The sequence below is a fragment of the Streptomyces sp. EDA2-14 genome (assembly GCF_054963755.1).
On record NZ_JBUEGE010000011.1, the window covers coordinates 36,918 to 55,994 of the forward strand.

Consider the following 19,077-nt stretch of genomic DNA (forward strand, 5'->3'; position numbering starts at 1 on the left):
GCTACAGCCTAACCATATGAGCGGGCCCCCGCTCGATGGGGCTGAAATCCCTGGGTCTTTCGGGGGTCGCCTGGCGTTCATTCAGCCACGTCCGCCCCGCCCCGCGCGACAGGTTTTCGCTCGTACGGGGGCACTTCAGGACATCGCGGCGTGTCGCCGTGCGGTACTGAAGTGCCCCGGCGCGTCGCCCGTGACCAGTGGGAAGCACGGGACCGGGCGACGACCGCGGAAGATTGGCGTCAACTGGTTCCCGGACCGGGCTGTTTGCCCTCCACCGACACGCCCCGCGCACGCCCGCGCAGGGCCCGTACGAGGAAGAAGCCGCCCACGAGCGCGACCACCGCGACGAGCACGAGCACGTCCGGCACGCGGTCGCCGATGCCGCGCGCCCACTGCTCGGCGGCGAACGAGTTGTCGACGTCGAGGAGTCCGGGCAGCGCGGTCGTCCCGTCGAAGACGAGGAACAGCGTGCCGAGCGCGAGGAAGAACAGTCCGGACGCGAGGGACGTCGAGTGCGTCTCGAAGCGGCCGATGCGCACCGGACGGCCGCGCAGCCACCGCTTCCCGCCCAGTTCGAACCGCTCCCACAGCAGGGCGAGCAGAAACAGCGGTACGGCCATGCCCAGGGCGTACACCGCGAGCAGCGCCCCGCCGTACACCGGGTGCCCGCCGAGCGCGGCGACCGTGAGGACGCTGCCGAGGATCGGTCCCGCGCAGAACCCGGCGAGTCCGTAGACCGCGCCGAGCGCGTACACCGACACGGCGTTGGTGGGGCGGATGCGGCCGGACAGCTCCGACATGCGGCGCGAGGCGAACCCGCGGCCCGCGATCTGCAGCACGCCCAGCGCGATGATCAGCCAGCCGCCGATCGAGACGAGCAGATCGCGGTTGCCGTAGAAGAAGCGTCCCGCGTACGAGCCCGCGGCGCCGAGCGGCACCAGGGTCGTGGCGAGCCCGAGGTAGAAGACGCCGGTGCGGGCGACGAGCCGGGTCGGGCTGTCGATGGAGTACGCGAAGAACGCGGGCAGCAGCAGGGCGCTGCACGGGCTGAGCAGCGCGAGCAGGCCGCCGAGGAACGCCGCGAAGTAGCCGATGTCGCTCACTTGTCGCCACCGGACTTCTCGGACCCGGCCTTCCCTTCCCCGGACCTGCCGTCGCCGGCCGTCGCGGCCTGCGCCTTGGCGGCCTCGATGGCCTGCTCGAACGCGGCCTCGGGCTGGGCGCCCGCGATGGGTGTGCCGTTGAGGAGGAAGGAGGGCGTCGAGGTGGCGCCGAGCGCGTACGCCTCGTCGCTGTCCTGCTTCACCGCGGCGTGCGCCGCCTTGCCGTCGCGGTCGCTGCGGAACCGGTCGAGGTCCTCGACCCCGGCCTCGCGGCCGAGCGCGTCGAGGCGGTCGGCGCCGAAGCCCTTGTCCTTGACGCCCTCGGCGTAGGCCGCCTTGTGGAACTGCCAGAAGCGGCCCTGCTGACCCGCCGCCCACGCGGCGCGCGCCGCGGACTGCGAGTCGGCGCCGAAGATGGGGAAGTTGCGCCACTCGATGCGCAGCGTGCCGTCGTCGACGTACTTCTTCACCAGGTCGGGTTCGGTGTCGCGGGCGAACTTGCCGCAGTAGCCGCACTTGAAGTCGGCGTACTCGATGAGCACGACGGGCGCGTCGGCGCGGCCCTGCGCGAGCGGGTCCTTGGCGTCGCGCCGGGCGAGCTTCATGAGCCTGTCGGTCAGCTCGGAGTCGGCCTCGGAGGTGTCCGCCCGCTGCTGGTCGGACGCGGCCGCGTCGGTACGGGCCTCGGGCCTGGTCGCCGTGTACGAGACGGTCCCGAGGAGGATCGCGGCCACGGCGACGGCCGCGGCGATCGCGGCCGAGCGGCGCTGCTTGGTACGGGCGGTGGTGGTGGTGTTCTTGGGCATGACGAAGTCGTCCTTGCGTGCGTGGGGAATGCGTGATGACGGGTGCGACGGGGCGTCATCTACACACGCAGGACGGACAGTTCGACCGGGGAGGGCGGGTCGTTGGGCGGCGGCGGGCCGCGACCGGCCGGGGGCGGCGGCACGAGGCCGGTGAGCGGCGTGGTGGCACCGTGCCCGTGCGCGTGGGCGAGCGGGGCGAGGAGTTCGTGGGCGCTCGTGCCGCGCGAGGGCACGCCCTGCCGACTGTCGGGGGCGTGCGGGCCCGCGGGGGCGCAGTCGGGTGTGCCGTCCGGCGACGACAGGTGCTGCACGGACGCGAGGGCCGAGGACGGTGCGGCGGGCGCACCGCCGAAGTCGCCGCACCACGCCACGCCCGCCACGGCGACCAGAAGGGTCACCAGGAGAGCGGGAAGGGCGAGGCGGCGCATGCGGCAATTCTGCACCATGCGGGCGGAGGGTCAGCGTTCACGTCCTGTTGACCGGTGGGTCGGCTCGCCCTCAGTTTGTGCTGGTCTGCTTTCGGACAGGCTGCGGAAGATCTTCGGGAGGAGTCGTCCATGGAACGCGTCGAACTGCGCACCGTCGAGGAGTTGATGGCCTCGTTGCACGCCTGCCGGGGCGCGTGGGACGCCCCGGACCGCAGTGGCGACCCCGTCGATCTGCACGACCACGCGCTGCAGACGGCGGCGCTGCTGCGCCGCTCCCGGCCCAGCGACAAGGAGTTGCAGGTCGCGGGCCTCGTCCACGACCTCGGGCATCTGCTGTGCCCGGGCGACGACGCGGGGCACGCGGACCGGGCGGCGGACGCGGTGCGCGGGCTGCTCGGCGAGCGAGTGGCGCATCTGGTACGGCTGCACGTCCCGGCGAAGCGGTATCTGGCGACGGTGGAGCCGGGGCGCGGCCTGTCCGCGCAGAGCGCGCTGACCCTTGGGGTCCAGGGCGGGCCGATGACGCCGCGGGAGGTGGCGGCGTTCGAGGCCGACCCACTGGCCGACGACGCGGTGACCGTGCGGCAGGCCGACGACGCGGGCAAGGTGGTGGGCCTCGACGCGGGCGTCATGGAGGACTGGCGGCCCGTGCTCGAACTCGTGGCGGACGCCCACGCCTCGTACGTGCGCTAGTCACGCCTCCACAAACGGCCCACGAACCGTGCACGACTGACACATCGTCATTCACCGGGCCCGCGTGAGACCGTACGCGCATGACCTCGCGTCCCACGGATTCCCCGCGTGTGCTCGACGGCAGGGCGGCCGTCGTGACCGGCGCCTCGCGCGGCATCGGCCGGGCGATCGCGGCGGAACTGGCCGACTGCGGGGCCCGGCTGTGCGTGACCGCGCGGGACCCGGACGGGGTGCGGGAGACCGTCGCGGCGCTGCGGGCGCGGGGCGCCGACGTGGTCGGGGTGCCCGGATCCGTGGCCGATCCGGCGCATCTGTGGGAGGTGACGGAGCGGACGACGGCGGAGTTCGGGCGGGTCGACATCGTCGTGAACAACGCGGCGACGAACCAGCCGTACGGGCCGCTCATGGACGCCGACCCGGACACCTGGCGCGCGGCCTTCACCGTCAACGTCGAGGCGCCGCTGCGCCTGGTGCAGTGCGCGTGGCGGGCGTGGATGAGCGAGCACGGCGGCGCCGTCGTCAACGTGTGCACGGAGGGCGCGGCCCATGTGGGCCCGAACGTCGGGGCGTACGGCACCAGCAAGGCGGCGCTGCTGCATCTGACCGCTCAACTGGCGGGTGAGCTGGGCCCGTTGGTACGGGTCAACTCCGTCTCACCCGGCCTCGTCCGCACCGAGATGGCCCGCTTCGTGTGGGAGCGGGCCGAGGAGTCGGTGGCGGCGGGCCTTCCCGCCGGGCGGATCGGGGAGCCGGAGGACGTGGCCCGCGCGGTGCGCTGGCTGGTGTCGGACGAGGCGTCCTGGATCACCGGGGCGGAGCTGCTGGTGGACGGCGGTACGCGGGTGCGCGCCGCCTCGGCGGGCGGCGCGCAGAACGCAATCCACCAGCAGCTGCGTCACCACTTGCCGGGCTCGTAGTCCTTCAGGAAGACGCCGTACACGTCGTCGCCGGCCTCGCCGCGCACGACGGGGTCGTAGACGCGGGCGGCGCCGTCGATCAGGTCGAGCGGGGCGTGGAAGCCCTCCTCGGCGAGGCGCAGCTTGTCGTAGTGCGGGCGCTCGTCGGTGATCCAGCCGGTGTCGACGGAGGTCATGAGGATGCCGTCGGCCTGGAACATCTCCTGGGCGCTGGTGCGCGTCACCATGTTCATCGCGGCCTTGGCGGCGTTGGTGTTGGGGTGGCCCGCGCCCTTGTAGCCGCGGCCGAAGACGCCCTCCATCGCCGAGACGTTCACGACGTACGCGCGTCCGCTGTCCGCCTTCTTCGCGGCGTCGGCCATCGCCGGGCGCAGCGCGCTGATGAGGATGAACGGCGAGGTGTAGTTGCAGAGCTGGGTCTCCAGGAGCTCCACCGGGGAGATCTGGTCGATGGTCTGCACCCACGTGTTGGACTCGACGACGTCCGGCACGAGGCCACCCGCGTCGATGGCGGTCCCGGCCAGGTGCCGCTCGACGCTCGCGTTGCCCGCGACGAGCGCGAGGTCGGCGACCTTCTGGGCGTCCATGCCGCTGGTGCCGAGGGGCAGCGCGGCGATGCCGTCGACGGCGCCCGAGTTGAAGGCGCCGATGACGTGGTGCGGGGGCAGCTCGCCCGCGGGCAGCGGCGCGCTCTCGCCGTCGACGAGGGCGGCGTAGGCGGAGGGCAGCCGGCGCACGGTCTGCGTCGCGTTGTTGATGAGGATGTCGAGCGGGCCCGCGGCGGTGAGCCGCTCGGCCAGCGAGACGGCCTGCGCCGGGTCGCGCAGGTCGATGCCGACGACCTCCAGGCGGTGGATCCAGTCCGCCGAGTCCTCCATCGCCTTGAAGCGGCGGATGGCGTCCTTGGGGAACCGCGTGGTGATGGTGGTGTGCGCGCCGTCGCGCAGCAGCCGCAGCGCGATGTACATGCCGATCTTGGCGCGGCCGCCGGTGAGCAGGGCGCGCTTGCCGGTGAGGTCGGCGCGGGCGTCGCGCTTGGTCCGGTTCAGGCGGGCGCAGTCGGGACAGAGCTGGTGGTAGAAGTAGTCGACTTCCACGTACCGGGTCTTGCAGGTGTAGCAGGAGCGGGGGCGCTGGAGTATGCCCGCGATCCGGCCTTCCTCGGTCTGCGAGGACGGCAGGATGCCCTCGGTCTCGTCGTCGATGCGCTGCGCGGAGCCGGTCGCCGTCGCCTCGGTGACCGCCTTGTCGTGGGCGGTCTTGGCTGCGCGGCGCTCCTGGCGGCGGCGCTGCTTCACGGTCCGGTAGATGCCGGCGGTGGCCCTGCGGACGGTGATCGCGTCGGGGTGGTCGACGTCGATCTCGTCGAGCTCCTCCAGCACGCTCAGGCAGACGGCGAGCCGCTCGGGGTCGATGCCGGGGCCGAGGTCGACGGCCACGGACTCCGCGGTCCCGGCGGTCTCCGTGGCGTCGGCGCCCTCGGTGGCCTGGTTGTCCTCTGTCACGGTCATCGCCGCTGCTGTTCCTCGTGTCGCTCGTGCCGCGAGGAATCAAGGGCCCGCGCGGCGGCCAAAAGGCGGCACCTTACAGGTCAATCGGTTGATCCCGCCAGATCCGGAGGATACTGGCGGGATCGGGGTCGACCAAATGACGGGCGTCACCCGCCGCCCGGCTCCGGCCGGTCCGCCGCGTCCTCCGCCCTGTCCTGCACGAACACGTTCGGCAGCCGGATCGGCCGGACGGCGTCCGGGCGGTCACGGCCGTCCCCCTCTTCGTAGGCGACTGCCCACGGCCCGTTCGGACTCCCCTACTCGCAGGCGACGGTGAGCGCGGCCACCTCGTCCCGTACGGCCTGCGCAAGCACGTCCAGGTCCGGCACGGCGTCCGCGTCGGCGACGATCCCGTAGTGCACCCGTCCCCGGTACGTCGACACCGCCACCGCGAGGGACTGCCCCTGGGCCAGCGGGGCGAGCGGGAAGACCTCGGTGAGCGGGCAGCCGCCGAGCCTCAGGCCGAGGCTGGGCAGCGGCACGCTGGTGACCAGCAGGTCGAACAGGAGGCGGGCGTTCTGCCCGACGAGGCCGCCGCCGAGGCGCAGGCCCAGCGGAGGCACGTGGTCGGCGAGCAGGGCGACGGCGCCCGCGCCGCGCGAGGGCCCGGCGTCCTTGTGCCGGTCCATGGCGGACCGTACGGAGCGCAGCCGCTCCAGGGGGTCGTGCTCGCCGACGGGGAGGCGGACCAGGTAGCCGGAGAGCCGGTTGCCCTGCGGGTGGGCGGTGCGGGGCCTGCGCCGGGAGACCGGGACGAGGGCGCGGGGCTCGACGCCCTCGCTGCCGTCCCCGCGCTCGTCGAGCCAGCGCCGCACGGCTCCGGCGACCACGGCGATCAGCACGTCGTTGACCGTGCCCCCGGCCGTCTTGCGGATGCGGTGCACGTCGTCGAGGTCGAGCACGACTCCGGCGGTGCGCCGGGTGCCGCTGGCCTTCGAGGTGAGCGCGGGCGACGTGCGTACGCCCCAGGTGGCGCGGGCGACGGAGGCGCCGATGGAGACGGCCTGCGTGGCGCTGCCGGTGAGCGCGCGCACGTGCTCCGGATAGCGGCGCGGGTCGAGGTCGCCGAAGGTGATCTCGCGCATGCCGGGGAACGGCAGGCGCAGTCCGCGGCCCGGGGCGGGCGCGTCCTTGGGGATGCGCCGGGCCGGCAGGTCCATGGGGTCCATGACGGCGGCGGCCAGGGTCAGGGCGCGCAGCCCGTCGGCGAGGGCGTGGTGGAACTTGAAGAGGACGGCGAACGACGAGCCGTCCGCCGCGGGCAGCACATGCGCCTCCCACGGCGGCCGCGAGCGGTCGAGCGGGCGTTCCATGAGCGCGCCCGCGACGGCATGGAAGTCCTCCACGGGCCCGGCCATCCACACGTGGTCGAGCGGGTCGAAGTCGGGAGCGGGGACGCGGGCCGCGCCGCCGACCGGGAAGAACACGCCGGCGATGCGCATGCGCAGCCCGGCGACGCCCGCGGCGCGGGTGGCGAGCAGTTCGTAGGCGTGCCGGGCGGCGCCGGGGCCCTCGCCCTCGAAGACGCCCAGGGCTCCCAGGTGCATGGGGTGTTCGGCGGTCTCGATGTTCCAGAAGGCAAGGTCGAGTGGAGCGAGCAGATCCGAACTCAGAGAGGACATGGAAGGCTCTCGCGTCGACAACGGGAGATGGCAGTCAACCCCCAGGAGTCGATTACGGTCAAGTACGATCACGCCACTCTGCGTTAACAACTGATGAAGACCCGCCTCGCTGTGCGAGGCGGGTCTCCTGTGACTCGGGAGGCACCCCAAGCAACGTGTCTTCTACGTCACTTGAGAGCGGGCGGCGCCGCGCCGGCACCGGTCCCCCACGCCGACGGCTCCGCGCCGACCGTGAACGACAGGTCCCGCAGGCCCCGCAGGTCCTTTGTGGTCAGATACGTCTTGTCGTACGCGGCCCCGTCCGTCCGCGCCGACTGGATGTACCGCTCACTGTCCGAGGTGCCGGGCGCCCTGACGGTGAGCGCGCCCTTCGGGTAGTAGCGCCGGTCGAGCTTGACGTCGACCCGTTCGAAGACGGGCGTCGACAGGCTCCAGGTGTCCGTACCGGGCTGCACCGGGAAGATCCCGATCGACGACAGGACGTTCCAGGCGGACATCGTGCCCAGGTCGTCGTTGCCGGTCATGCCGGTCGGGGTGTCGGTGAACAGGGAAAGCGCGGCGTGCACCACGTCGGTGGTCTTCCACGGCTGTCCGGTCGACAGATAGGTGTACGGCGCGATCAGGTCGGGCTCGTTCTGCGGGTTGTACTTGTCCGCGTTGTAGTAGTCGTACGGCCCGTTGACCCACACCTCGCGGGCGGTCTTCGCGGGGTCCTTCACCAGCTCGTCGTAGGCGAAGAACGAGTCGAGCCGCTTGTTCGCCGCCTCCTTTCCGCCGATCAGGCCCACCATGCCGGGCAGGTCCTGCGGCACGAGCCACTGGTACTGCCAGGACGTGCCCTCGTGGAAGCCCTCGCTCTTGGCCGGGTCGGCGGGTCCCGTGAAGGCGCCCGACGCGTCGCGGGCGCGGAAGAATCCGGTCGAGGCGTCGAAGATCTTCCGGTAGTTCTGCGCGCGCTCCGCGTACCGCTTCGCGTCGTCCTTGTGGCCGAGCTCCTTCGCCATCTGCCCCAGCATGGCGTCGGACAGGGCGTACTCCAGGGTGGCCGAGGCCCCGTGGTCGTAGTCGGAGTCGCCGGGCTTCACGTGCTCGCGGCCCTTGATGTACGGCGCGAACCCGTCGGCCAGGTACTCCTTGTTCGCCTCGCGGCCCACGGGGGCGGAGTCGGCCGGCGGCACGCCGTCGGCGTTCTTCTTCAGGGCCCGGTAGGCCTCCTCCTCGTGGCCCTTGAGCAGGTCCTGCTGGTAGGCGTTGGTGAGGAACGGGGTCACCGGGTCGCCGGTCATGATGTTCGTCTCGACCGTGCCGTAGCCCCACTTGGGCAGCCAGCCGCTGTCCTTGTCGATCCGCAGCACCGACAGGGCCATGTCCCGCGACTCGCGTGGGGCGAGCAGCGAGAGCAGCTGCGCCTGGGTTCGGTACGTGTCCCAGAGCGACCAGTTCTGGTAGTAGGTGAAGCCTTCGGCGCGGTGGATCTTCTGGTCCCAGCCGGTGTAACGGCCGTCGACGTCGCTGCCGATGTTCGGCGCGAGGAACGAGCGGTACAGCGAGGAGTAGAAGGTCCGGCGCAGGGTCTCACTTCCGCCCTGGGCCTTCACGTCGTCGAGCCGGTCCTCCCACGCCGCCTGCGCGGCGCCCCGAACGGAATCGAAGGAACGCCCGCCCTCCTTACTGAGGTTGAGCGCGGCGCCGTGCGCGTCGACGTAGGAGATCGCGGTGGTCGCCTCGACGGTGCGGTCCTTGCTGGTGTCGAAGCGCAGATACGCGCCGTTGCGCTCGGCGTCCGCGGCCGAGGACTTGGAGCCCGCGGTGACGGTGTCGCCCTTCCAGGTCCCGGACGAGGTGAACGGCCGGTCGAACCTGGTGATCGTGTAGAGCGTGTACTGCTTGGTGTCCTGGCAGAAGCCGCTGCCCGTGATGGCGGTGCGCACGGTCCGGTTGTCGAGGACCTCGACCTTGGTGCGCACGGTCTTGTGCAGCGACTGGCCCGCGTTGATCAGCACGTTGGCCTTGTCGGTGGCCGGGAACGTGTACTTCTGCACACCGGTCCGCCTGGTGGCGCTCAGCTCGGCGCCGATGCCGGACTTCAGGCCCACCTTGTAGTAGCCGGGCGACGCCTTCTCGTCGTCGTGGCTGAACTCGGCCGCGTACTTCGCGTAGTCCGTGCTGCCGATGTCGCCGACGGTCGGCAGCACCGGAAGGTCGCCGCCGAGACCGCAGCCCACGCCGGACAGATGGACGGTGGAGAACCCGCGGATGTGGTCGTCCGAGTGGTCGTAGCCGGTGTTGTGCCCGGTGTCGGGCGAGAACTGCACCATCCCGAAGGGCACGGCGGCGCCCGGATAGGTGTTGCCCTCGTTCTCCGTACCGATGAACGGGTTGACGAGGTCGGTGAGTCGACCGCTGTCGGCAGCCGCGGAGGCCGCGCCGGCGGGGGCCGCGAGCCCCGCGCCGAGCAGGGCCGCCGCGGCGACGACACCCGCCGCCCGCGATCTGAACCGATGGTGACGTTTGCTCATGATGACGCGCCCTTCCTGGTCAGGAGCAGTTGCCCACGGTGTCCTGCGAGGCGTCGCGGATCAGCGCCTTCTGCGCGTCGGACACCCGCTTGACGTCCGGCTTGACGACCCTGCGGTCGTAGGTGAGCAGACCGTTCAGCTCGCCCTCGACGTCGGAGATCTGCGTGTAGACGGCGCCGTTGCCGCCCTTGCAGGCCAGCTTGTGCACCTCGTCCAGCTTCTTGAGGTAGTCGTCCGTGTACGTCGCCGGGTCCACGTCGACGTAGGACTGCTGGACCGACCAGGCGTGGCCCGGCACCGCGAGGCCGAGGCCGCCGTACTCGCCCGCGACCAGGGCCCGTTCGCCGTCCGGCTGCGGCGGCAGGGCGGGGCTCGGGTAGCCGTGTTCGTCCATGATGTCGCCGGCGCCGCCGTCGCGGCCGAGGTTGAGCCCGGACTGGCCGTTGATCAGCCGGGTCGGGTCCCAGGACTTCGCCTGCTCGGCGATGCGGCCCTCGTCGTACTGGCCCCAGCCCTCGTTGAAGGTGACCCACATGACGACCGACGGGTGGTTGATGTGCTGGTCGATCATCGTCTTCATCTCGCGCTCGTACTCGGCGCGCGCCGCGGTGGAGGGGTTGCGCCCGGCCTCCATGGCGGGCATGTCCTGCCAGACCATCAGGCCCAGCTTGTCGGCCCAGTAGAACCAGCGGTCGGGTTCGACCTTGATGTGCTTGCGGACCGAGTTGAAGCCCATCTTCTTGTGCATCTTCAGGTCGTACGCGAGCGCGTCGTCGCTGGGAGCGGTGTGCAGTCCGTCCGGCCAGAAACCCTGGTCGAGGGTGGCCATCATGAAGACCGGCTTGCCGTTGAGCATGGTGCGCGGGGTGCCGTTCACCTTCTCGACGGAGACCGAGCGCATCCCGAAGTAGCTGCCGACCCGGTCGGCGCCGACACTCACCTTGAGGTCGTACAGGAACGGGTCGTCCGGCGACCACAGATGCGGCTTGGCGATCTTCAGGGTGAGCGGTCCGCCGGAGGTGCCGGTGGCGGTGGCGACCTTCTTGCCGTCCGCGTACGCCGTCGCCGTGACCGGCACGCCGTCACGAACGCCCGTGGCGGAGACGGCCACTTCGCCGGTCTTCACGTTCGGCGTGACCTTCAGGTCGGACGCGTGGTCGGTGGCGACCGGCTCCATCCACACGGTCTGCCAGATGCCGGACGAGGGCGTGTACCAGATGCCGCTGGGGTCGAGGCGCTGCTTGCCCATGGGCGGGTTCTCGGCGTTGTCGGCATCGGTCGGGTCGTAGACGCCGACGATCAGCTCCTGGGTGCGGCCCGGCTTCAGCGCGTCGGTGACGTCGGCGCTGAACTTGTCGTAGCCGCCCTTGTGATCAGCGACCTTCGTGCCGTTGACGTAGACCTCGGACTTCCAGTCCACGGCGCCGAAGTTGAGGCGCAGCCGCTGCTTGTCGCCGACCTTCCAGTCGGCCGGCACGGTGAAGGTGCGGCGGTACCACATGCGGTCCTCGTGCCGCTCGATGCCGGAGAGCTGGGACTCGACCGGGTAGGGCACGAGGATCTTCTCGCCGAGGTCCTTGCCGACCGGCGGCTGCTCGCCCTCCTTGGCTCCGGCGAACTGCCAGCTGCCGTTGAGGTTCTTCCACTTGTCGCGGGTGAGCTGGGGGCGCGGGTACTCGCGGTGGGCGTTGGCCGGGGTTACGTCGTCGCCCCACTTGGTGGTCAGCTCGTGCGTCGAGTGGTTGGGGCCGCTGGACCAGAAGGAGCCGACGGCCGTGCCGTCCGCGCCGGTCAGTCCGCCCTTGCCGTCGTACGTCACGTCGGCCTGGCCGGCCGCGTCGCCGTCCTTGTTGCCGACGACCGGTTCGTCGAGGCCCACGAGCAGCGCGCGCGGGTCGTCGGGGTCGGCCTTCGCCTTGCCCAGCGGCCACTTGGCGCCGCCGATGACGGCCTTCAGGTGGTCGTTGACGTCGCCGGGGACGGTGCCCAGCTTCTGCGCGAAGTCCAGCTTCAGCGTGCGGCCGTCGCCGAGCACGGTGGTGCCGATGGCGCCGTCGTACTTCCAGTCGTCGGGCAGCCGGAAGGCGGAGGACGGGATGGCCTCCTTCTTCTCGCCGGGCTCGGTCCAGCGCAGGTGGAGGTTGGACCCGCCGTAGTGCTCGAAGTACTCGACCTTGATGTCGACCGCCTTGCCCGCGGTCAGGTCGACGGGCTGGGAGTTCTGCTCCTTGTCCCAGTCGTCGACCCAGTGGTCGATGACCAGCTTGTTGTCGACCCAGAGCCGGAAGCCGTTGTCACCGATCATTGACAACGTTGTCGCTCCGGACTTCTCCGGGACCAGCTTTCCGGTCCAGCGCACGCTCGCGTCGTCCGCCTGACCGGTGGCGGAGGACAGCCGGGACTCCAGGCTGTTGAAGTCGATCTGCGGGTCGAACCCGGTGGCCTTCAGCTTGTCGAAGTCGAAGGCTCCGGCGGCGGACTGGGTGTAGTACTCGCCCTTGAGCCCGTGGGCGACGACGGGCTCGTCGTCGTCCGCGGTGGTGGCCGCGCCGGACGGGGCCACCGCGAGGGCGCTGAGGCCCAGGGCCGCGGTGAGGAGCAGGGACAGATGTCTTGCGTGGCGTCTGAGGTTGTTGGTGCGCACGGATCCTCCATTGCCGGGACGCTACGAGGAAGAGTGGCGGCTCGCCGCTCGGGTCTGTGCAACTGCGGTGTATTGCGTTGGACTTCGTTGAACATTGTTGCGAGGACGGGCAGTTGGCATCACAGCATGGGCGGGCCCGTCCGGCAAGAGCGCGGGAGCAAAGTGGGGGGTGTTGCCCGTGGCGGTCGAGGGCCGCGCACACGGGCCGCCCGGCAGCGCGTGAGGCTCACCGGGCCGAGCGCCCGGTGAGCCTCACGCCGATCGTGGAACGAGACGCTCGCCGGCCCTACTGCTGCTGGGCGGCGTCGGCCTGCTGTTGGGCGGCCCTCGCCGCGTCGTCCTGCGCCTGCTGCTGCGCGGCCCGTTCCCTCTCCTCGGCTCGCCTGCGGCGGCGCCGCGCCTCTTCCTCCTCCGCCCTGCGGCGGCGCGCGGCTGCTTCGTCGTGGCTGGATTCGCTCGGCATGGCGGCTCCTTCAGCGGCTGGCCATCCGTGTCAGCATGACCACGACTGTCACGGAGTACCAGAGCGCCTAGCGTGCGAGGGAGGTCGGCTTCGGCGCCGTCGGCGTCTCGCTGTTGCCACGCGCGAGGAGTTGGACGCACACCGCCAGCAGGCAGATCAGGCCGGCGATCGCCCAGATCGTCACGTACGCGGACAGGGCCGGGGTGTTCGTCGCCCCCAGGACGAGCGAGCCGAGGACGACGGAGAACGCCGCGCCGCCCGCGCTGCCGCCGAGCGTCTTGAGGTTGTTGTAGAACGACGTGGCGCTCGCCGTCCGGTCGGCGGGGGTGTTCTCCACGATGACGGTCGGCAGCCCGCCGAGCGCGAGGCCGACGCCGAAGCCCACGAGGGCGTTGGCGACGGTGAACGGGACCAGCCCCGTGTGCAGCGCGATCAGCCCACCGTATCCGCACGTCAGCAGCGTGAACGCGAGCAGGAGGAGGCGGCGGTAGCCGATCCGGCCCGCGAGGTTCGCGCACAGCGACGAGCCGAGGAACGCCATGAGGTGCGGAATGAGCCCGCACAGGCTGATCTGCCAGGCCGCGAGGCCGAATCCGTACCCCGTCTCATTCGGCGCAGTGGCCATGAAGCTGACGGCGACGGTCTGCCCGCCCAGCAGGACGGCGCCGAGCACGAACCCGGAGGCGTAGTACGGAGCGCTCTGCCGGCGCCCGAGGGCGCGCACGTCCACCAGTGCCTCGGGGTTGCGGAGTTGGAGGCGGGCCCACACGTACAGGAGGGCCGCCGCCACCGCGAGGCCGCCCAGCGTGGGCGCCGACGCCCAGCCCCAGGCGGAGCCGCGGGAGACCGTGCCGAGCAGCAGGACCAGGGCTACGGCCAGCAGCGCCGCCCCCGCCCAGTCCATCCGCCCGCTCGCCCGGGTGCGGGACTCGGGGATCGCGGTGAAGGACAGCGCGACGCACGCGACGGCCAGCGCGGCGAGGGTGAACAGGGTGGGGCGCAGCTCGCCGAGGAGCGCGAGCAGCGGCCCGGCCAGCGCGTGGCCGAGGACCGAGCCGAGGGTGAGCGAGCCGACGAGGAGGCCGACCGCCTTGCGCCCGCCCTCGACGCTGAGCCGGTCACGTACGAGGCCGATCTCCAGCGGCAGCAGCGCGGCGAGCGGTCCCATCAGGGCGCGGCCGAGGAGCAGGACGCCGAGGTTGGGCGCGCAGGCCACGAGCACGGTGCCGACGGCGATCGTGGCGAGCGTGATCCGGATCATGCGCCGGTGGCCGAACAGGTCGCCGAGGCGGCCGATGGCCGGGACGCTGACCGCCGCGGCCAGATACTGCACGGAGGTGATCCACTGGGCCTGTCCCGTACCGATGCCCTGCCAGTGCTGAATCTCGGGGACCAGGGGGACGGCGGCGCCCTGGAGGAAGCCGCTGATCAGCTCGAAGGCGACGAGCAGGCCGACCACGGCGCGCACGTTGCCGCCGGCGGGCGGCGCGGTGGGCGCGCTCATGCGGCGGCTCCCCTGGCGAGGCGGCCCTCGGCGAGCGCGGCGAGCAGCGCGGCCTGGCGCGGCAGTACGCGGTCGTCGAAGACGGCGCGCGGCGAGTGGTTCACGGCCGTGCTCGCCGGGTCGGCGCCCTCGGGGGCGGCGCCGACGAGCAGCATCGCGCCGGGCACGCGCTGGAGTACGAAGGCGAAGTCCTCGGAGCCGTTGGCCGGTTTGGGCGACTCGTGGACCTGCTCGGCGCCGAACAGTTCGCGGGCGGTGTCGAGCGCGAAGGCGGTCTCGTCCGGGGTGTTGACGGTGACCGGGTACTGCACGTCGTAGGTCACCTCGGCCTCGACGCCGTGCGCCTCGGCGATGCCGCGCACCAGGCGCGGCAAGCCCTCGATGAGGCGTTCGTGGACGGGTTCGGAGTAGCTGCGCACGGTGGCCTCGAACGTCGCGGTCTCGGGGATGACGTTCTGCTGGGTGCCCGCGTGGAAGGTGCCGACGGTGACGACGGCCGGGTCGAAGATGTCGAAGCGGCGGGTCACCCAGGTCTGGATCGCGGTGACGATCTCGCAGGCCACGGGGATGGGGTCCTTGGCGCCGTGCGGGGTCGAGCCGTGGCCGCCCCGGCCGCGCACGGTGACGCTCAGGACGTCGGAGGCGGAGGTGACGGTACCGGCCCGGCTGGCGACCATGCCGCCGGGCAGCCGGTCGGCGGCGACGTGCAGGGCGTACGCCGCGTCGAGGGGTTTTCCGGCCGCGTCGAGGAGCCCTTCGTCGATCATCACGCGGGCGCCGCCGAAGCCCTCCTCGCCGGGCTGGAACATGAACACGACGTCGCCGTGGAGGTGTTCGCGGCGTTCGGCCAGCAGTCGTGCGGCGCCGACGAGTCCTGCGGTGTGCAGGTCGTGGCCGCAGGCGTGCATCGCGCCGGGGAGTTCGGAGGCGTAGTCGACGCCGCTGTTCTCGGTGATGGGCAGGGCGTCCATGTCGGCGCGCAGCAGGACGGCGCCTCCCGGCTTGCCGCCGCGCAGGACGGCGGTGACCGAGGTGAGACCTTTTCCGGTGGTGATCTCCAGGGGCAGCCCTTCGAGGGCGGCGAGGATCTTCTCCCGGGTGCGTGGCAGGTGGAGGCCGAGTTCGGGTTCGCGGTGCAGGTCCCGGCGCAGCGCCACGAGGTCGGGTCGAAGGTCGTGGGCGCGCTCGGTGTACGACGGTGCGCTGGTGTGCGGCATGCGGGAGGAACCTCCTGATGGGGTGAGCACAGCGGAACGTGCGGTGGCGTCGTGGTGGAGCGCCGCTCAGCCGGGCATCAGCAGCTGCCGGGCGATCCCGTTCTTCTGGATCTCGGACGAGCCGGTGAGTACGCGGAACATGCGCAGCTTCCGGAAGATGGACTCGACCTCGGCGCCGCGCACGAGGCCCGCCTTGCCGTGGATCTGTACGGCCTCGTCGGCGATCCGGAAGGCGTTCTCGGCGACGAACAGCTTGCACATGAAGGCCTCGGTGCGCGGCTCCTCCCCCGCGTCGAGCGCGGCGAGCGCGTCGTACGTCATGCTGCGGGCCGCGTAGTACGAGGTCGCCATGTCGGCGAGCTTGTGCTGGATCGACTGGAGCGCGCCGAGCGGTGCGCCGAAGACCTGCCGGGTGCGGGCGAAGTCGACGGTGAGGGCGAGGGCGCGACGGGCCTGGCCGAGGACGGTCGGGCAGTGCAGCAGCCGGTTGGTGGTGACGCGGCCGAGCCCGATGCGCAGCCCGTCGCCCACCTTGCCGAGCAACTGCTGCGGTTCCACACGGCAGTTGTCGAGGGCGATGTCGCTCTCGATGTGCTCGCCGGACATGGGCGTCTCGCCGGGCAGCACCGTGCAGCCGGGCGCATCGAGGTCGACGAGGAACGCGGAGAACACCGGCTTGGCGTCCTCGGGCGCGCCCGGCTCCGGGGCCATCCGCGCGATGAGCACGGAGAAGTCGGCGAACGGTCCGGCGGAGGAGAACACCTTGTGCCCGGTGATCCGCCAGCCGTCCCCGTCGGGCGTGGCGACGGTCTTCATGGCTCGGACGTCGGATCCGGCGTCGGTCTCGGTGAGCGAGAAGCAGCAGGCGCGCTCGCCGCGGACGACCGGTTCGAGATACGTCGTGAGCTGGTGCCCGGTGGCGTACTGGAGGATGGATCCGGCGCGCAGCGGGCCGCCCATGTCGCCGAGGACGCTGTGCTGGAGGAGCCGGCCGGAGGCGCCCACCTCCTCCTTCAGGGCGGCGAGTTCGGTGTGGGTGAGGTCCTGGCCGCCGTGCTCCTTCGGCAGGTGGATGCCGTAGAAGCCGAGTTCGCGGCTGCGCCGCCAGACGGGTTCGAGCTGCGCGCGGGTGTAGCCGCCCTCCGGGGTGAGGCCCAGTTCCTTTTCATAGTCGGCGAGTTCGCCGCCGAGGTAGTCGCGCAGGCGCTCCACCAGGTCCTGGAGCCGCGGATTGTCGTCGTACGTGGGGGTGAGGGTGAAGGTCATGGCGGTCTCCTGTCAGTGGACGCGGCGCTCGGCGCCGGCCCAGTGGCGCGCGCGGACGGCGCGGCGGTCGATCTTCCCGTTGCGGTTGACGGGCAGCGCGTCCACGAACTCCACGGTCCGCGGCTTCTTCACACGGGCGAGGCGTTCGGCGCAGAAGTCGACGAGTTCGTCCTCGCTGACCTCGGCGCCGGGCCTGCGCACGACGACCGCCTTGACGGCCTCGCCCCACTTCTCGTCGGGGACGCCGACGACGCACGCCTCGGCGAGCGCGGGGTGGGCGTACAGGACGGCCTCGACCTCGCTGCAGTACACGTTGTAGCCACCGGAGATGATCATGTCTTTCTTGCGGTCGACGATGAACAGGTAGCCGTCCTCGCGCAGATAGCCGAGGTCGCCCGTGTGCACCCAGCCGTCCCTGAACGTCTCGGCGGACAGCTCGGGTTCGTGCCAGTACGCGGTGACGCAGTCGGGTCCGCGGGCGACGACCTCGCCGATGCTCCCGGCGGGCAGCGCGGCGCCCGCCTCGTCGATGACCCGGATCTCCGTGTCGAACACGGGCCGGCCGCAGGAGAGCAGCAGGTCGGGGTCGGTGGTGGTGCCGGCGAGGACGTCCTCGCGGGTCAGCACGGTGATGCCGCTGGTCGTCTCGACCTGCCCGTAGCCCTGCATCACGATCGGCCCGAACGCCTCGACGGCCTCGCGCAGCCGCTGGGGCGAGACGGGGGCGCCGCCGACGTGCAGCGAGCGGAGGCTGGTGAGGTCGGCGTCGGCGGTCTTCGGGTGGGCGAGCAGCATCCCGAGCATGGTGGGAACGAGGAACGTCGCGGTGACGCGCTCCGCCTCGACCGTGGCCAGGAACGACCCGGCGTCCCAGCGCGGCAGCACGACGACGGTGGCGCCGGAGGCGAGGAGCGCGAGCAGCGGCATGCCCGGCGCGTGGGTGATGGGTCCTGCGGCGAGATAGCGCTCGGGCTCGGCGGGGCTGCCGTCCGAACTCATCATCCGCTTGCGCATGTTGGCGAGCCGGTTGCCGTGGGTCTGCACGGCGGCCTTGAGCTTTCCGGTGGAGCCGGAGGTGAAGTTGAGGACGGCGGCGTCGTACTGGTCGACCTCGACGGCGACGGCCTCCTCGCTGCCCTCCGCGAGCAAATCGTCGTAGGTGAGCGCCTCTTGGTCGTCGTAGGCGACCAGGAGGCAGTCCGCCGAGGCGCGTTCGAGTGCGGCTCGCGCCGCCTCGGCGCGCTCGGCGTCCACGAACAGGACGCGCACGTCGGCGTCGTCGAGGATGTGCGCGACCTCGTCGACGGAGAGCCGCGGGCTGATCGGGACGCGCACGAGGCCGCTCTTGGACAGGGCCATCTCGGTCTCGACCGCCTGCGCGCAGTTGCCCGCGTACGTCGCGACCGCCTGCCCCGGCGCGAGCCCGCGCCCGATGAGCGCGGCGGCCAGGCGGTTGGTGACCCGCTCGAGATCCCCGTAGGTCAGGCGGCGTTCACCGCAGATCAGGGCTTCGCGCTGCGGCCAGAAGGTGCTGCTTCGAGTGATGTACGTGCCCAGGTTCACGGACTGCTCCCACACGCTCGTCGGCTCAAATCGCCATGGCGACCAGTTGGAGACAGCGTGTCTACAAACCTTCGGGGTGTCAATGATCGGGTGTACGCTTCCGGCACGACCGGGGACGCGAACCGGGGACGCGAGAGGAGCCGGACATGCCGCCGGAAGCGGGCGACCGACGAGTACGCCGCACCCGACGCCTGCTGCGGGACGCACTGGTGTCGCTGTCCCTGGAGCGGGGCTACGCGACGGTGACCGTGGAGGACATCACCGAGCGGGCCGATCTGGGCCGGGCCACGTTCTACAAGCACTACACGGACAAGGACGACCTGCTCGACCGCGTGGTGACCGATCTGCTCGACGAGGTGCAGGAACGGCTGCGCCCGCTCGTCCAGGCATCCGAGGTGGGCTTCACCGGAAAGCCGGCCCTGGAGATCTTCCGGCACGCCGACGAGGAGCGGGACGTCTACCGGATGATCCTGCGCGGCGAGGGCGACGGACGTGCGCTGCGGCAGTTCACGCAGGCGCAGACGGAGGCGACGGCCGGGGTCTTCCGGGCGCGCGCCGAGCACGAGGGGGTCACGCCCCGGATCAGTGTCGACGTCCTGGCGCGCGCCTGGGTCGGCGAGCAACTGGCCGTGCTCGCCTGGTGGCTGGAGGAGGACCCGCGCCCGATGTCACCGGAGGAGGCCACGCGGATGCTGCTCGACCTGTCGCTGCGCGGCCGCTACTGGGCCAACGGCTTCGAGGGCGAACCACCGGTCCCGGATCCCTCGTGAACGCGACCGCCG

At 71.6% G+C, this 19,077-nt stretch carries 15 protein-coding genes; 3 read left to right on the forward strand and 12 right to left on the reverse strand.

The genetic code is table 11. The annotated features are described in order from the left end of the window. Positions 1-239 precede the first annotated feature (239 nt). Genes ACY34M_RS24720 through ACY34M_RS24730 form a run of 3 tightly spaced genes read right to left on the reverse strand, consistent with a single transcriptional unit; the run spans position 240 to position 2,337 of the window. Entirely contained in the window at positions 240-1,103 is an 864-nt protein-coding gene (locus tag ACY34M_RS24720) for a cytochrome c biogenesis CcdA family protein (protein ID WP_462720478.1), read from the reverse strand. Further along, positions 1,100-1,909, reverse strand: a complete 810-nt coding sequence (locus ACY34M_RS24725; RefSeq protein ID WP_462720479.1) for a DsbA family protein — start codon at positions 1,907-1,909, stop codon at positions 1,100-1,102. The genes ACY34M_RS24720 and ACY34M_RS24725 overlap by 4 nt, the downstream gene beginning before the upstream one ends. Before the next feature lie 59 nt (positions 1,910-1,968). Then, positions 1,969-2,337: a hypothetical protein gene (locus tag ACY34M_RS24730; protein WP_462720480.1), complete on the reverse strand. Its 369-nt coding sequence runs from the start codon at positions 2,335-2,337 to the stop codon at positions 1,969-1,971. Between the two features lie 129 nt (positions 2,338-2,466). On the opposite strand from ACY34M_RS24730, the gene ACY34M_RS24735 reads away from it, so the two are divergent. Continuing rightward, positions 2,467-3,030, forward strand: a complete 564-nt coding sequence (locus ACY34M_RS24735) for an HD domain-containing protein (protein WP_462720481.1) — start codon at positions 2,467-2,469, stop codon at positions 3,028-3,030. An 80-nt stretch (positions 3,031-3,110) separates the two neighbouring features. After that, entirely contained in the window at positions 3,111-3,947 is an 837-nt protein-coding gene (locus tag ACY34M_RS24740) for an SDR family oxidoreductase (RefSeq protein WP_462720482.1), read from the forward strand. Here the strand turns inward: ACY34M_RS24740 and ACY34M_RS24745 are convergent. The 9 genes from ACY34M_RS24745 to ACY34M_RS24785 all read right to left on the reverse strand — a co-directional run bounded on the left by ACY34M_RS24745 (position 3,926) and on the right by ACY34M_RS24785 (position 18,295). Continuing rightward, entirely contained in the window at positions 3,926-5,458 is a 1,533-nt protein-coding gene (locus ACY34M_RS24745) for an SDR family NAD(P)-dependent oxidoreductase (protein ID WP_462720483.1), read from the reverse strand. The genes ACY34M_RS24740 and ACY34M_RS24745 overlap by 22 nt on opposite strands. Positions 5,459-5,754: 296 nt before the next feature. Beyond that, positions 5,755-7,110: a wax ester/triacylglycerol synthase family O-acyltransferase gene (locus ACY34M_RS24750; RefSeq protein WP_462720662.1), complete on the reverse strand. Its 1,356-nt coding sequence runs from the start codon at positions 7,108-7,110 to the stop codon at positions 5,755-5,757. A 176-nt stretch (positions 7,111-7,286) separates the two neighbouring features. Beyond that, positions 7,287-9,638 (reverse strand): GH92 family glycosyl hydrolase, encoded by a 2,352-nt coding sequence (locus tag ACY34M_RS24755; protein ID WP_462720484.1) that lies wholly within the window; start codon positions 9,636-9,638, stop codon positions 7,287-7,289. Between the two features lie 19 nt (positions 9,639-9,657). Then, the gene (locus ACY34M_RS24760) at positions 9,658-12,282 is read right to left on the reverse strand and encodes a PA14 domain-containing protein (RefSeq protein WP_462720485.1); all 2,625 of its coding nucleotides are present in this window, start codon (positions 12,280-12,282) and stop codon (positions 9,658-9,660) included. Between the two features lie 286 nt (positions 12,283-12,568). Continuing rightward, positions 12,569-12,745, reverse strand: a complete 177-nt coding sequence (locus ACY34M_RS24765) for a hypothetical protein (protein ID WP_462720486.1) — start codon at positions 12,743-12,745, stop codon at positions 12,569-12,571. Between the two features lie 67 nt (positions 12,746-12,812). After that, positions 12,813-14,249 (reverse strand): MFS transporter, encoded by a 1,437-nt coding sequence (locus ACY34M_RS24770; protein ID WP_462720487.1) that lies wholly within the window; start codon positions 14,247-14,249, stop codon positions 12,813-12,815. After that, the gene (locus ACY34M_RS24775; protein WP_462720488.1) at positions 14,246-15,466 is read right to left on the reverse strand and encodes a M20 metallopeptidase family protein; all 1,221 of its coding nucleotides are present in this window, start codon (positions 15,464-15,466) and stop codon (positions 14,246-14,248) included. The genes ACY34M_RS24770 and ACY34M_RS24775 overlap by 4 nt, the downstream gene beginning before the upstream one ends. A 66-nt stretch (positions 15,467-15,532) precedes the next feature. Next, positions 15,533-16,732 carry an acyl-CoA dehydrogenase family protein gene (locus tag ACY34M_RS24780; RefSeq protein ID WP_462720489.1) on the reverse strand — a complete coding sequence of 400 codons (1,200 nt, stop codon included), beginning with the start codon at positions 16,730-16,732 and terminating at the stop codon, positions 15,533-15,535. Positions 16,733-16,744: 12 nt separating this feature from the next. After that, complete coding sequence (locus ACY34M_RS24785) at positions 16,745-18,295, reverse strand: acyl-CoA synthetase (RefSeq protein ID WP_462720490.1); 1,551 nt, start codon at positions 18,293-18,295, stop codon at positions 16,745-16,747. A gap of 146 nt (positions 18,296-18,441) precedes the next feature. On the opposite strand from ACY34M_RS24785, the gene ACY34M_RS24790 reads away from it, so the two are divergent. Next, positions 18,442-19,065: a TetR/AcrR family transcriptional regulator gene (locus ACY34M_RS24790; RefSeq protein ID WP_462720491.1), complete on the forward strand. Its 624-nt coding sequence runs from the start codon at positions 18,442-18,444 to the stop codon at positions 19,063-19,065. Positions 19,066-19,077: the final 12 nt, after the last annotated feature.